We start from the raw sequence: 14,001 nt of genomic DNA, 5'->3' as shown, positions 1-14,001 counted from the left end.
CCACCTCCCCATCAGTTATCTGTAGCAAACATTTAGGTATTCGATATGAGAGTTACTCTTCCGCGCCAAAGTCTGCTCTTAGCTTTGCTTCCTGCTCATTGGTCAGATTGGATTGAATTAATTCGCCTCGTTCTTCAGGGGTAAAAGCGGCTTCTACTTTATCGATCGTCACTTGACCCGTCAGCAAGAACAGAGCGGAAGTTCCTTCTGTTACTTTGCTTTTCACATTATTGATAAAGTCGTCATTAATTCCATAGTCCGTAAAATGACCGGAAAGCGCACCGACTGCTGCTCCCATTGCCATTCCCAGGAACGGCATAAAGAAAATGAATCCAAACAGCATTCCCCAGAATGCACCACCTAATGCTCCTGCGCCTGTGGTGTCCAATGCCTGATAGGTTTTCGGACGTTTGCGACCTTGGGGCCAAGAGACGATCGCCGCATCAATAACCTGAATTAGCTGCTGTTTTTGTAGTTCTTGTAGCTTGCTGAGAGCCTTATCTGCACCGTCAGCTGTATCAAATTTCCAGACCGTTAATGCTGCCATAATTTACGTTTTCCTGTGCTGAAAGTTGAGACAAAACTGAAATTTTCAATAGACCTCTCCAATAAATCTTGTAGGGTAGGCATCCTGCCTGCCTTTAAGATTCCTTTTTGGAGATGTCTAATCAGTTGAACATATCTTTGTCAAAGCAATTGCAACTCTATCAAAGAAAAGTGACAAACTGATGAAAATTCAATCAATGGCTGAATATTTTTGCAGAACTTAGGGGCATTGCACACCAGAAGCTAGCTTGGCTCTGGCAGTTTCTACTTTTGCTGCTGCTTGCTGAATCTGAGCAGCAGCCTGTCCTAAAGTTTCCTTGGCAGGCAAATTTTTAATCGTTTTCACTAAATTATCTTGCGCCTGTTTCAGTTCATTTCGTAGTTCAGCTTGCTCAACAATTGCTGCACTGGTTAATCGATCGAGCGCAAATTGGATTCGATCTTCTACTGCTTGCACTTCTCCCACAGTAGAATTAGGAGTTAAAGTATTCAGCTTTGCTAGGTCTTGTTGCAAAGTCGCAACACTTTTACACAGATCAGTTTTGTCTTTTGCCGCTTCTTGAGATGGTTTCTGAGAACAACTTACAAGAGCAATCATTGACAGGGTTGCTAACATAAACATTGATTTTTTCATTGTTGCTCCATCCCGTTTTTTGCAAATTAGTAGTTTGAGGAATTCCAGTAATTAAGGTTTGGGAAAATAGCAGGCAAGATGCCTGCTCTACATCTCTAGATTCTTTATTGGTATTACTCCACAAGCTTTCCCAGTCCCTAGTCCCCAGTCCCCAATCCCCTTGAACCAAGGTTTTGTCAAGCCCCTAAACTCATATCCTGTGTTATGCGATCGCGTGTGACAGTTGCCTAAGTCCTGTAGCTATAATCTTTCCAGTATGAGCAAAGGTTAACCGTGACAGTAAATCAGCCTCTCAAAAACTATATTAATGGGGAATGGCAGATATCCAGCGCCAGCAACTACCTACAAGTAGTTAACCCTGCGACAACCGAAGTATTGGGTACAGTACCATTGTCTCCTGCAACTGAGGTAAATGCAGCTGTTGCGGCTGCCGCAACAGCGGGAAAACTTTGGCGACAGACTCCACCAACAGAACGAGTGCAATATTTATTCAAATTAAAAAACCTCTTAGAAGCTAGTTTTTCAGATTTAGCGGAAACCGTAACTGTTGAGTGTGGTAAAACATTAACTGAAGCCAAAGGTGAATTGCGAAGAGCGATCGAAAATGTGGAAGTCGCCTGTGGCATTCCGATGTTAATGCAAGGATATAACTTAGAAGATGTGGCGCGGGGAATAGATGAATTCATGATTCGTCAACCTGTGGGAGTCACGGCAATAATTTGCCCTTTTAACTTTCCGGGAATGATTCCTTTTTGGTTTTTACCATATTCTATTGCTTGCGGAAATACGGTAATTGTGAAACCTTCGGAAAAAGTGCCGTTGACAATGGAAAAGATTTTCCAATTGTTAGAACAAACGCAACTACCAAAAGGAGTGGTAAATTTAGTTAACGGTGCTAAAGAAGCGGTAGATGCTATTTTAGATCATCCTACGATTCGGGCAATTAGTTTTGTTGGTTCGACTCCAGTTGCTAAATATATTTATAGTCGCGCTGCTGCTAATGGGAAGCGTGTCCAATGTCAAGGAGGGGCGAAAAATCCGATTATAGTTTTACCGGATGCGGAGATAGAAACAACGGTAAAAATTGCGGCTGATAGTGCTTTTGGTTGTGCGGGACAACGTTGTTTGGCGGCATCTTTGGCGGTGACAGTTGGAGAAGCAAAAGATAGTTTTACAGAAGCGATCGCAAATGCCGCATCTAAGCGCGTGGTAGGATACGGTTTAGATCCTAATGTGGAAATGGGGCCTGTAATTTCTCCTGAAAGCAAACAAAGAATTGAAAATTTAATTCAACTTGGTGTTGATGAAGGAGGAAAATTATTAGTTGATGGCAGAAGCCCGGAAATTTCCGGTTATGAAAAAGGTAACTTTATTAAACCAACAATTCTGCAAAACGTTAACCCAACTGGAGAAATTGCTCGCACAGAAATCTTCGGCCCTGTGTTAGGTTTAATTCATTTAGATACAATTGAGGAGGCGATCGCATTTGTCAACAGCGGCGAATGGGGAAACATGGCTTGTTTATTCACCACAAATGGTGCCGCTGCCAGGAAATTCCGTTATGAAGCCGAAGCAGGTAATATTGGCATTAATATCGGCGTAGCAGCACCGATGGCATTCTTTCCTTTTAGTGGTTGGAAAGCTAGTTTCTTTGGTGACTTACACGGACAAGGAAGAGACGCAGTAGAATTTTTCACCCAAACAAAGGTAATTGTAGAACGTTGGCCCAAGGACTGGTCAAGGCAATTCTAAAAAGGCAACAATCAGGATTTACAGATTTACATGATGAGCAAGATTAATCCTGTTAATCATGTAAATCAATAAATCCCGATCGCGTTTTAATTAGGAGCAATGACAATTAAATAATCATTTTCTCTAAGTATATAATGTGTTGGGGGGTTAGCAATTACTTCTCCTTCATTGTCTTTTTGCACGGCGATTACAGTTGTTTGATGGTGTTGTTTCATATAGATAAAAACTTCCAAGAATGTCAAACCAATTTGCTCTTTAGGCAAAGGAATTTTATAAATTTGATTACCATCTTCAGGACTGAATATCTCAGAAAATACCTGAGTAATACCATGATTAATAGTAGCTTGGTAAATTAGCATACTACTTAACTCACTGCTGACAATTATTTCATCGGCGTTAGCTCTTTTACAAGTTTGAATATAACCAGGGTCTACTAATTCTACAATTGTGTAAGCATTACGATTAATACTTTCTACGGTTAAGGTAGAGAGAATAACTTTAGCATCACGAGCCAAATTATCTAAACTATCATCACCTAAAATTATTACAGTTTTAGCCTCAGTTAGATTAGCGCGATGTAAAGTTTCGTCAGATACTTGACCTTGAATAAAATATAAATATTTATCATCAACAGGCTTACTGTCAATATTGGCAATTAAAATTATGGGGACTGTTTTGGTTTGATTGTCAGAGCGCAACTCATTTAAAATTAATTTAGCGCGGTAATTCCATTCGCATAATATGATGTGATTCTTAAATTTATAATTGGTCATACCTCGATCCTCTTTAATTTTTCTATCTACTAAAATGCTGGCAATAGTAGCACTGAAGGTAGCCAAGATCCCAATACTACAAAACATATTGACGATCGCAATTAACCTACCACCAAATGTGGTGGGTGTAATGTCACCATAACCAACAGTTGTTAAAGTAACGATACTCCACCACAAAGCATCTGTAATTGACAAATTGGGTTCTAAGAACGATAAACCGATCGAACTAAATGCCAGGACAATTCCGAGAAATAAAATTAAACGATCGAGCTTTTCCCGGTGCAAAAAGTGCCAGAACCTTTTGCCATAACTTGGTAAACTGGTATCTGGCTCCTTTGTTCGCTGCAAAGTTATTTACTCCTTGATTTCACAATAGTTAAAAGCCAAGCTTATTCTATTGTAGAGTTTCTCGATTCCCGATCGCTGGAATTATCGATCGGCATAACCAAAATCTTATCAACTCGGTTGCCGTCCATATCTACTACTTCAAAACAAAAACCTTTCCACTCAAATTTATCGGTTGCGGTGGGAATTCTGCCTAAATGTGCCATTACTAAACCACCCATTGTGTTGTAGCTGCCTCTTTGTTCGCGAGTCAATTGTTCAATTTCAAACTTTTCTAAAAATTCATCTACAGAAAACATTCCATCAATTAACCAAGAACCATCATCCCGTTGCACAGCTAAGGGTTGATCGGTATCATCAACAGAAGGAATATCACCGACAATTTCCACTAAAATATCATTGAGAGTCACTAAACCTTGAATTACTCCATATTCATCAACCACAAACACAATATGAGTACTAGTCTGTTTAAACATTTCCAGAACTTTTAACCCTCTGGTACTTTCTGGAACAAACAAAGGTCGGCGCAAAGATGCAGATAAATCTAAAGGTTGAGAGTTTAAACAGCGAGAAAGCAGATCGGTGACTGGTAAAACACCCAGGACATTATCTAATTCTCTTTGGCAGACAGGGAAGCGAGAATGTTCGGCATTAGTAATTTTTTCCCGATTCACTTCTGCGGAATCTTCAATATTTAACCAAACAATTTCCGGTCGAGGTGTCATGAAAGCATTAACTGGTCGATCGCCTAAACGAAACACCCTTTCTACCATGTCTTGTTCCGCTTCTTCAAAAGTTCCCGCTTCCGTACCTTGTTCAATTAAAACTTTAATTTCTTCTTCTGTTACTTCTGGTTCCTCAGAAGGTCTAATTCCCAAAAGTCGTAATACCAACTGAGTGGAAGTACTCAAAAAAGAGACAAAAGGCGCAGTAATCATTGCCAAAAATCGCATCGGTATAGCTACAATTGCTGCTATGGGTTCGGGACTATTTAATGCTATGCGTTTAGGCACTAATTCACCGACGATCAGAGTTAAATAAGTAATAATTAAAACGGCAAGTACGGAAGCGATCGTATCCCCGTAAGCTCTGAGAAAGGGGATACTGTTTAAAATTGGTCTGACGTACCTAGAAATTGTTGTTTCACCAAATGCACCAGAAACAATACTCAACAAAGTAATGCCAATTTGTACCGTCGGGAGAAACTGATTGGGTGCATTCGCCAAGGACAAAGCGAATTCAGCTTTGTGATCGCGGGTAGCCATCTGTTGCAAGCGTACCTTGCGCGAGGAAACGATCGCCATTTCCGACATGACCAGAAAGCCGTTAGAGATAATCAGCAGTAGGATAATCAGAAAATCGGTAGTAAAAGACATGGGATCTGAGAATATAAGACAAAAAAAGGCTCCAAAACAGAAGGCAGAAAGGTTTGCTCAGCTTTTATATTCAGCTTTTGTTCGATCGTTTCTACCCTGCTGCACTAATTAAATGCTAAATCCTTTAAAACGATAATCTACTTCCAGAAACTCAAGACCTGGGAGTAAATGCAGTTTCCTTATTTAAAATGGTTCTTTAGAGGTAGCGCAATCAAAACTATCGCTTTCCCTACCTTCCGCCTTCCACTGTAGAGCAAACTCTTCAATTTAAAATCCAAAATCCAAAATCCAAAATCCAATGACCTTTTCTTCGATTATCCGTGCTTTAGGCCGATCGCCACTGACTAACGAAATTCTTACCAAACTCAACCGACAACAGCATCTCAGGTTGAGTGGTGTGCCGCGTCTTCCCAAGGGTTTAGTTGCTTCGGCGATCGCGCAAACTGCTCAAAATAACTTGTTGGTCGTCACCGCTACTTTGGAAGAGGCGGGACGTTGGACGGCGCAGTTAGAAGCGATGGGTTGGCAAACGGTGCATTTTTACCCAACTTCGGAAGCTTCTCCCTACGAACCTTACGCGCCAGAGTCGGAGATGACTTGGGGACAAATGCAGGTTTTGTCGGATTTGATTAGTCATGGGTCGGTGGGTGAGTCAGCGGGTAAAATGGCGATCGTGGCGACTGAGCGATCGCTTCAACCTCATTTGCCACCACCGAAGGTTTTTCAAGAGTATTGTTTGACTCTGAAGTTGGGAGAAAGCGCGGATTTGGATGAGTTTTCCCGGAAGTTGGCGCTTTTGGGTTATGAACGAGTTTCTTTGGTGGAAACTGAGGGTCAATGGAGTCGGCGCGGGGATATTATTGATGTTTTTCCGGTTTCGGCTGAGTTACCTGTAAGGTTGGAGTGGTTTGGCGATGATTTGGAGAAGATTCGGGAGTTTGACCCTTCTACTCAGCGTTCTTTGGATAAAATTGAGCGTTTGTTGTTGACTCCGACGGATTTTACGGCGATTTACCGGGGAGTTGTGGGGGAATTGAACCACGAAGGCACGAAGGACACGAAGGAAGAGGAAGAAGAAGAGAGAGAAGAGGTTTGGCGGTTGTTGAGTTCGGCTTTTGGGGAACCTGCTTGTTTGTTGGATTATTTGCCGGATAATACTTTGATTGCTGTTGATGAACCGGAACAGTGTGAGGCGCACAATGCTGTTTGGTTTAATGCGGTTGAGGAACAGTGGAAGTTGGGGAATGGGTCAAATCCACCAGTTTTTAAGAAGTTACATTGTGTTTTTGGGGATTGTTTGGGGAATGGTTCGCGGTTTCAACGGGTAGATTTGTCGGAAATTGCGGAAGATTCTTCGCTGAATTTGGCTAGTCGTTCGGTTCCGGCGACTCCGCATCAGTTTGCTAAGTTGGCGGAAACTTTAAGGCAAGAAAGGGAAAGAAATTTTGCGATTTGGATTGTTTCGGCGCAACCTTCGCGATCGGTTGCGCTGTTGCAAGAACATGATTGTCCGGCGCAATTTGTCCCGAATCCCCGCGATTTTCAAGCAATAGAAAAGTTACAAATTCAACATACGCCTGTGGCGGTGAAATATTCCGGTTTGGCGGAGTTGGAAGGGTTTATTTTGCCGACTTTCCGCTTGGTTGTTGTGACCGATCGCGAATTTTACGGTCAGCATTCTTTAGCTACTCCAAGTTATATTCGCAAGCGGCGACGTGCAGCTTCTAAACAAGTTGACCCGAATAAGTTACAAGCGGGTGATTATGTAGTCCATAAAAGTCACGGAATCGGCAAGTTTCTCAAGTTAGAAAAACTGACGATTAATAATGAAACTCGTGAATATTTGGTAGTTCAATATGCTGATGGTTTGCTCAGAGTAGCAGCAGATCAATTGGGTGGTTTGTCCAGATTTCGCAGTACGACAGATAAACCCCCGGAATTAAACAAAATGACCGGGAAAGCTTGGGAAAATACCAAGTCAAAAGTTCGCAAAGCAATTAAGAAGCTGGCGGTTGATTTACTAAAATTATATGCCAAACGCGCTCAAGAGCAAGGTTTTGCTTATCCGATCGACAATCCCTGGCAAGAAGAAATGGAAGACTCTTTCCCTTACCAACCAACGCCAGATCAATTAAAGGCAACTCAAGATGTAAAACGGGATATGGAATCTCCTCGACCAATGGATCGTTTGGTTTGTGGCGATGTCGGTTTTGGGAAAACAGAAGTTGCAATTCGGGCAATTTTTAAAGCGGTGACTGCGGGTAAACAAGTCGCGGTTTTAGCACCAACAACGGTTTTAACTCAGCAACATTATCACACTTTGAAAGAGCGGTTTTCTCCTTATCCAATTAATGTCGGTTTGTTGAATAGATTCCGCAGCGAAGAGGAAAAACGCGATATTATTCGTCGTCTCGCTACAGGTGAATTGGATATAGTTGTGGGAACTCAACAACTGTTAGGTAAAACTGTTGCTTACCGAGATTTGGGTTTGTTGGTAGTGGATGAAGAACAGCGATTTGGTGTTAACCAAAAGGAGAAAATTAAGAGTTTAAAAGCTCAAGTTGATGTGTTAACTTTGACCGCGACTCCTATTCCCAGAACTTTATATATGTCGCTGTCGGGAATTAGAGAAATGAGTTTAATTACAACTCCGCCTCCTTCCCGTCGTCCGATTAAAACTCATCTTGCACCTTACGATTCTGAAGCGGTGAGAACTGCAATTCGTCAAGAAATAGATCGCGGAGGACAAATATTTTATGTTGTTCCCAGAATAGAAGGAATTGAAGAAACCGCAACAAAAATCAGGGAAATGGTTCCCGGTGCACGAATTGCGATCGCACACGGTCAACTCGATGAATCTGAGTTAGAATCCACAATGTTAACCTTCAGCAATGGCGAAGCGGATATCTTAGTTTGCACCACAATTATTGAGTCTGGTTTGGATATTCCTCGCGTTAATACTATCTTGATTGAAGATGCCCAAAAATTCGGTTTAGCTCAACTTTATCAGTTGCGGGGAAGAGTTGGTCGTGCCGGAATTCAAGCACACGCTTGGTTATTTTATCCCAAGAAAAGTCAACTTTCTGATGCGGCGCGTCAGCGTTTACGAGCTATTCAAGAGTTTACTCAATTAGGTTCCGGTTATCAATTAGCCATGCGCGATATGGAAATTCGTGGCGTTGGTAATTTGTTGGGTGCGGAACAGTCGGGACAAATGAATGCGATCGGTTTTGACCTCTATACAGAAATGTTACAAGAGGCGATTCAAGAAATTCGCGGTCAAGAAATTCCCCAAGTTGATGATACGCAAATTGACTTGTCGCTGACGGCGTTTATTCCATCTGATTACATAACAGATTTGGATCAAAAGATGAGTGCTTATCGATCGGTTGCAGCGGCTAAATCGAAAGAAGAGTTAGATCAAATTGTGGCAGAATGGAGCGATCGTTTTGGCGCTGTTCCCCCTGCTGCAAGACAATTGTTAAGGGTGATGGAACTTAAACAAGTGGCGCGGAAGTTAGGTTTTTCGCGCATTAAACCTGATGGTAAACAGCACGTAATTTTAGAGACTAAAATGGAGGAACCTGCTTGGAATATTTTAGCGGCGAATTTGTCGGAAAATTTGCGATCGCGTTTTGTCTTTACTCCAGGTAAAATAACTATTCGAGGCTTAGGTGTGGTAAGTGCTGATAAACAATTACAAAGCTTAATCGATTGGTTAAGCAAAATGCAGGGAGCTTTACTAGAACCTGAACTCGCTGTTAATTTGTAAAATGGTCATTAGTCATTGGTTTTTTTGACTGATGGCTAATGGTTTATTGTGGAGTTCCCAAGTTAGTTTTTTTTTACCACAGATGTCCACAGATGAACACAGATGTACACAGATGTACTGTTAGCTTTTTTGTGGGAGGCACAATGTTTTTTGAGAACGCAGATGTAGGCGTAGCCTTCCCGTAGGGTATGCAGATGAACGCAGATGAACGCAGATAGTATATCTAGGTTATCGGCTTTTGCTGGAGTCTTTTTTTCCACAAACGTCCACAGATGAATACAGATGAAAATAGATTTTACAAATGACAAATGACAAAGGACAAATGACTAATTTAGAAACTCGTTTGCGCTTCCTTCAGGAAGTGGCTATTTTTCAGGAAATTGAACACAATGATTTTTTACCAGAACTCGCCAAGAATTTAGAAGAAGTGGTGTTTCCTGTTAATCACACAATTTTTACTAAAGGTGATGAGGGACAATTGCTTTATATTTTGGTTTCTGGTAAGGTCAAGGTACATTTAGATGATTTCACTCTTGCCTATTTAGAACCTGGTAGCTATTTTGGCGAAATGGCTTTGTTTGAATCTCGAACTCGATCGGCTTCTGCTACTGCTGTAGAAGATTCTAAATGTTTAATTTTAACTGGGCAACAAGTTTATCAAGCAATTAAGCAAAGTCCTGATATTGCCATCAATATTATTCAACTTCTTGCCCGAAGAATTCGCAAGTTTAATCGGCTTTTCGGCGCTTCTGAAGAATTATTTTATTTAAAATTGAAAAAGCCAGCCTAAGTATAAGTCGAAATGTTTTAAATTAGGAATGGGGAATTGCTTATGATGCTCAGTGAAACCAACCTGCAACTTTTACAAAATATCCATATTTTTCGGGATATTGAACGAGAAGAAGTTTTATCACGACTCGCAAATAATTTTTCAGAAGTAGAGTTTCCCGCAGGTCACACAATTTTCAAACAAGGTGGAACTGGCTCTTTCTTTTACATTTTAATTTCCGGTGTTGTACAAGTTCATCTGGGAGGTTTGCAATTAGCACGGTTAGAAACAGGGGCATATTTTGGGGAAATGTCTATATTTGACCCCCAACCCCATTCGGTTTCAGTAACAACTTTGTCAGCTTGTAAATGTTTGGTATTAACTCAAGAACAAATTTTTAAGTTAATTCGAGAAAACCCAGAAATAGGGGTAAATATTATTCGCGTACTAGCAGGAAGAGTACGGATACAAAACCAACAATTTAGTGCTTGTTTGCGCGGACTCCTCACTGTGGCTTGGGCAGATGGCGAATATAATGAAGAAGAAAAAGAAGTTATCGAAAATTTGCTGCAAGATAACATTTATCCCGATACAAATCTTGGTTCTTTGCACCCAATTTCTGCTCCAGAATTAGCCGCTGCTTTACATGGGAATAAATCCCTAATTGAAAATTTTGTCAGAACCGCTGTAATTGTAGCTTTAGCTAATGGTACTTATTCAGAATCAGAAGATCGAGTATTACGAGAGTTTTGTACTGCTTTATTAGGTCAAAAGTTAGATATTTTAGAAGCGTTGAGGGCACTACTAAGTCCAGAAACTCTAGAAGTAAAGTCGCAGCTTTCTGCAAAGGGTAAACCTGTTTTCATTACTCCAAATGAAGTACTACAACCTGTACGTAAGTTCCTGGATGATATGGAAATTGAAAGCCCTTATATGGCGCGATTTTTATGTAAAATGATTCCCCCTCAATGTCCTTTTGAACGGGATATTGTTTTATTTGGACATAAGGTGATACATATTCCGCCAATGTGTAAGCTTAACCCTTTGTATGAACAGTTAGTAGGTTTGCGTTTTCGGGCGCTTTCTTATTTAGCTGATGAATGTAAAGAGGATATTTCTCCATACATTTGATCCCCCCTAACCCCCCTTGCAAAGGGGGGAACCAGAGGAAAATTTGATATAACTCAAAAAAAAGGTGGGTTTTATGCCCACCTAAATTTATGAAGAAGTTGGAAGACGGAAACTTAAGATTTAAATTTTTTCGCTTTGATAAATATTAGTCGCTGTGAGGGGAACTGTTGGAATTGATTGGTCAAAGTAAGTGTTTTTAGGCTTGGCTGAAAATAGCCGTTTCATAAAAAAAGAACTTAAGGAAGTAATCAGATATAAAGGTATAACCAAAGGCCAAGAAATGGTAATTATAACTAAAATAATCAAGGATAAAAAGTAATTTTCTGGAGTTGGCGTAGAGGAAGATTTAAAAAACTTTAACCAGTTTTTGGCAAAGTATAAACTGATAAGAAGATAAATAATTATTGAACTGGTTATTATTAAGTTCACTTTGGTTCATCCTGAAATAACTTCCTTTCTAAGAAAATTGTAGTGTTGGCAAAAGTTAATTCAAGGATTTATTTAGATGTTTCACATAAACTTCATAAAAACAGAGGATTTATAAAGTTTACTTGAAATTAGCGATCGCTTTTTCATAAACCGCTAAAGTTTCTCTGTTCACTCGTGAAACATTTAACCATTCTAAATTTGTTTTAGCTTGGTTTTGCCATTTGTGCAGAATTTCAGGCGAATTCAACAAATCAGATAAAGCTTTTGCTAAAGCACAACTATCTGTGGGAGGGACTAAAATTCCAGCTTTTCCATTATCCAATGCTTCCGGTATACCATCAACATTTGTCGCCACAATTGCACAGCCAGCTTCTCGCGCTTCTGATAATACCAAACCAAAAGGTTCTTGATGCGAAGCTAACACAAATATGTCGCAAGATAGAAGATATTTTTGCGGTTCAGGCTGAAAACCTGCAAAATGAATTCGGTCACTAAAAGGTGTATTTTGTGCCTGAGTTTCAAATGTTAGTTTATCAGGGCCATTTCCGACTAAATATAAATGTAATTTGGGAAAGTTAGCTGCAATTTTGCTAAAAGCATCAATGAGTTCAGCTATTCCTTTGCGACGATACATTCCGGCGACAGTAGCGATCGCAGGACGTTGTAAACTTAATGGTTGATACTCAGAAATATGCCGAGTGCGAGGACTACCCAAAGTGCCATTATAAACCACAGAAATTTTACTTTTAGGGATTCCACGCCGCACCATAGAAAGGGCTACAGCATTACTAATCGCAATTACGCGATCGGCTAAACCCATCAATACTGCACTGCGTTGAAATTCATTATGCACTGTTGAAACTAAAGCATAATTAAACCCCGGTTTTAATAATCTTGCTAATACAACTCCAGTCATCATGTGAGTATGCACAATATCCGGCTGAAATTCGCGCACAATTCCCCGATAAAATTGAGCAGCCTTAACTAAATTAACCGGATTTCTTGCTTGATTTAAAACAAAATGCTTCACCCCATATTTTGCCAACAAAACCTCAAATTCGCCTCCCGCAGAAGCAACAGCCACTTGATGACCTGCTTTCGCTTGGAGACAGGCTAGATCGATCGCCACATTGACAATACCATTGCCAATTTCTTGAACGTGATTTAAAAGATGTAAAATTCGCATGGGTTGGAGATTTTGGATTGACAATGACAGGCAAGATGCCTGTCCTACAACAATAAATATTCTCTCTTTCTTCTCTTTCTTCTCTTCCTTCGCGTTCTTTGCGTCCTTTGCGGTTCAAAAAAAAAATTACAACAAACTACCCGAAAGCTGATAGCTTGATTGAGACTCAACACCTAAAACCTTTAGATATTGATCCACAACATTATCCACAGTAAAATCTAACGCCCTTTCCTGCAACAACTGCGAATTAGTTGGGTTTTTCAACGTCTCCAAAATAGCATTTGCCAAAGCATTAACATCACCCACCGAAACTAACTTACCATACTTTCCATTTTCCAAAATCTCTGCTGGGCCACTCGGACAATTAGTAGAAACAACAGGAGTACCAACCGCCATTGCTTCCGCTACCACATTACCAAAACCTTCCCAAGCTGAAGAAAGTACAAACAGCTTTGCCTTTGCCATATAAGTATATGGATTTTCCTTAAATCCCGGCATATCCACATCATTTTCTAACCCTAATTCTCGCACCAAAGTTTCTAATTGATGGCGCTTTTCTCCCTCTCCCAAAATCATTAACTTAGCCGAAACTTGCTGTCTAACAATAGCAAAAGCTTTAATCAAAGTAGGAAAATCTTTTTGTGGTACTAACCGACCTACTCCTAAAATCACTGGCGGTTCTCCTGATGCAAACCAAGGATGATTGATGGGTTCTTTTGCCTTTTCAAATAATTCCGGCATGACGACAGGATTGTAAATTACATCGATATTTTTTACAGGTACTCCTGAAATTTGGGAGACATCTTCAGCAACTCCTTGAGAAGCGGCAATAATTCCATCGGCTAAAGGATACCATTGTTTGACTAAATAAGGTCTAATTTTACTCATAATTCCAGAGTCATTTTGGAATTGTTGAGAAAGATTTGTTTGGACACACATAATTATTTTTGTCGGTGTGCCAGAAAGACGTTTTGCCCAAGTAGCGGCGCTGAGAATATCTAAAGCCGAAAGTAAAAATTTAGGTTGTTCCTGTTGTAAGTAATGCCGCAAATTTAGGGTTTTCCAAAAGATTACCGGACTGCGGGAATTCAAGTTAATTAATCGAACTTCTGAGGGTACTTTTTCTAAATATTCTCCCTCAGCTTCTGCGAGTATTAAATCTGTTTTAATCCCACGTTTGGCGATACCTGATGCTAAGTGTAACATGGCTCTTTCTGCACCGCCACCATCAAGGTTAGGAAGGAAAAAACTGAAAGAAACATTTTGGTGAGTCATTTGTTTAAGATGG

The 14,001-nt window shown here is 40.4% G+C and carries 10 protein-coding genes; 4 read left to right on the top strand and 6 right to left on the bottom strand.

Annotated elements, in window-relative coordinates:
- Positions 1-52: 52 nt before the first annotated feature.
- Both IQ264_RS07285 and IQ264_RS07280 read right to left on the bottom strand, forming a co-directional pair.
- Positions 53-547, bottom strand: a complete 495-nt coding sequence (locus tag IQ264_RS07285) for a DUF1269 domain-containing protein (RefSeq protein WP_193980030.1) — start codon at positions 545-547, stop codon at positions 53-55.
- Positions 548-766: 219 nt separating this feature from the next.
- A complete protein-coding gene (locus tag IQ264_RS07280) occupies positions 767-1,180 on the bottom strand; it encodes a hypothetical protein (RefSeq protein WP_193980028.1) in 414 nt (137 codons plus the stop codon).
- A gap of 273 nt (positions 1,181-1,453) precedes the next feature.
- On the opposite strand from IQ264_RS07280, the gene IQ264_RS07275 reads away from it, so the two are divergent.
- A complete protein-coding gene (locus IQ264_RS07275; protein WP_193980026.1) occupies positions 1,454-2,932 on the top strand; it encodes a CoA-acylating methylmalonate-semialdehyde dehydrogenase in 1,479 nt (492 codons plus the stop codon).
- A gap of 86 nt (positions 2,933-3,018) precedes the next feature.
- Here IQ264_RS07275 and IQ264_RS07270 read toward each other — a convergent pair whose 3' ends face one another.
- Positions 3,019-4,053, bottom strand: a complete 1,035-nt coding sequence (locus tag IQ264_RS07270; protein WP_228061344.1) for a potassium channel family protein — start codon at positions 4,051-4,053, stop codon at positions 3,019-3,021.
- A gap of 41 nt (positions 4,054-4,094) precedes the next feature.
- Positions 4,095-5,426, bottom strand: coding sequence for a hemolysin family protein (locus IQ264_RS07265; protein WP_193980024.1), 1,332 nt, complete (start codon positions 5,424-5,426; stop codon positions 4,095-4,097).
- Between the two features lie 298 nt (positions 5,427-5,724).
- On the opposite strand from IQ264_RS07265, the gene mfd reads away from it, so the two are divergent.
- The 3 genes from mfd (at position 5,725) to IQ264_RS33655 (ending at position 11,098) form a co-directional block, all read left to right on the top strand.
- Positions 5,725-9,198 carry a transcription-repair coupling factor gene (gene mfd / locus IQ264_RS07260; protein WP_193980022.1) on the top strand — a complete coding sequence of 1,158 codons (3,474 nt, stop codon included), beginning with the start codon at positions 5,725-5,727 and terminating at the stop codon, positions 9,196-9,198.
- Between the two features lie 301 nt (positions 9,199-9,499).
- Positions 9,500-9,988 (top strand): Crp/Fnr family transcriptional regulator, encoded by a 489-nt coding sequence (locus tag IQ264_RS07255; RefSeq protein ID WP_228061343.1) that lies wholly within the window; start codon positions 9,500-9,502, stop codon positions 9,986-9,988.
- Positions 9,989-10,030: 42 nt separating this feature from the next.
- Positions 10,031-11,098, top strand: coding sequence for a Mo-dependent nitrogenase C-terminal domain-containing protein (locus IQ264_RS33655; protein WP_322744625.1), 1,068 nt, complete (start codon positions 10,031-10,033; stop codon positions 11,096-11,098).
- A gap of 547 nt (positions 11,099-11,645) precedes the next feature.
- Here IQ264_RS33655 and IQ264_RS07245 read toward each other — a convergent pair.
- Complete coding sequence (locus IQ264_RS07245) at positions 11,646-12,713, bottom strand: glycosyltransferase family 4 protein (RefSeq protein WP_193980021.1); 1,068 nt, start codon at positions 12,711-12,713, stop codon at positions 11,646-11,648.
- Positions 12,714-12,839: 126 nt separating this feature from the next.
- Positions 12,840-13,988, bottom strand: coding sequence for a glycosyltransferase (locus IQ264_RS07240; protein WP_193980019.1), 1,149 nt, complete (start codon positions 13,986-13,988; stop codon positions 12,840-12,842).
- Between the last annotated feature and the right edge of the window lie 13 nt (positions 13,989-14,001).

It is taken from the genome of [Phormidium] sp. LEGE 05292 (assembly GCF_015207735.1).
Lineage (GTDB): Bacteria > Cyanobacteriota > Cyanobacteriia > Cyanobacteriales > Aerosakkonemataceae > Floridanema.
The sequence above is the reverse complement of the archived record's forward strand: the minus strand, read 5'-3'. Positions and strand labels throughout refer to the sequence as shown.

Coding starts and splice junctions, on each gene's coding strand:
- mfd (WP_193980022.1), top strand. CDS start 5,725: ATGACCTTTTCTTCGATTATCCGTGCTTTAGGCCGATCGCCACTGACT.
- IQ264_RS07285 (WP_193980030.1), bottom strand. CDS start 547: ATGGCAGCATTAACGGTCTGGAAATTTGATACAGCTGACGGTGCAGAT.
- IQ264_RS07240 (WP_193980019.1), bottom strand. CDS start 13,988: ATGACTCACCAAAATGTTTCTTTCAGTTTTTTCCTTCCTAACCTTGAT.
- IQ264_RS33655 (WP_322744625.1), top strand. CDS start 10,031: ATGATGCTCAGTGAAACCAACCTGCAACTTTTACAAAATATCCATATT.
- IQ264_RS07280 (WP_193980028.1), bottom strand. CDS start 1,180: ATGAAAAAATCAATGTTTATGTTAGCAACCCTGTCAATGATTGCTCTT.
- IQ264_RS07265 (WP_193980024.1), bottom strand. CDS start 5,426: ATGTCTTTTACTACCGATTTTCTGATTATCCTACTGCTGATTATCTCT.
- IQ264_RS07255 (WP_228061343.1), top strand. CDS start 9,500: ATGACAAATGACAAAGGACAAATGACTAATTTAGAAACTCGTTTGCGC.
- IQ264_RS07245 (WP_193980021.1), bottom strand. CDS start 12,713: ATGCGAATTTTACATCTTTTAAATCACGTTCAAGAAATTGGCAATGGT.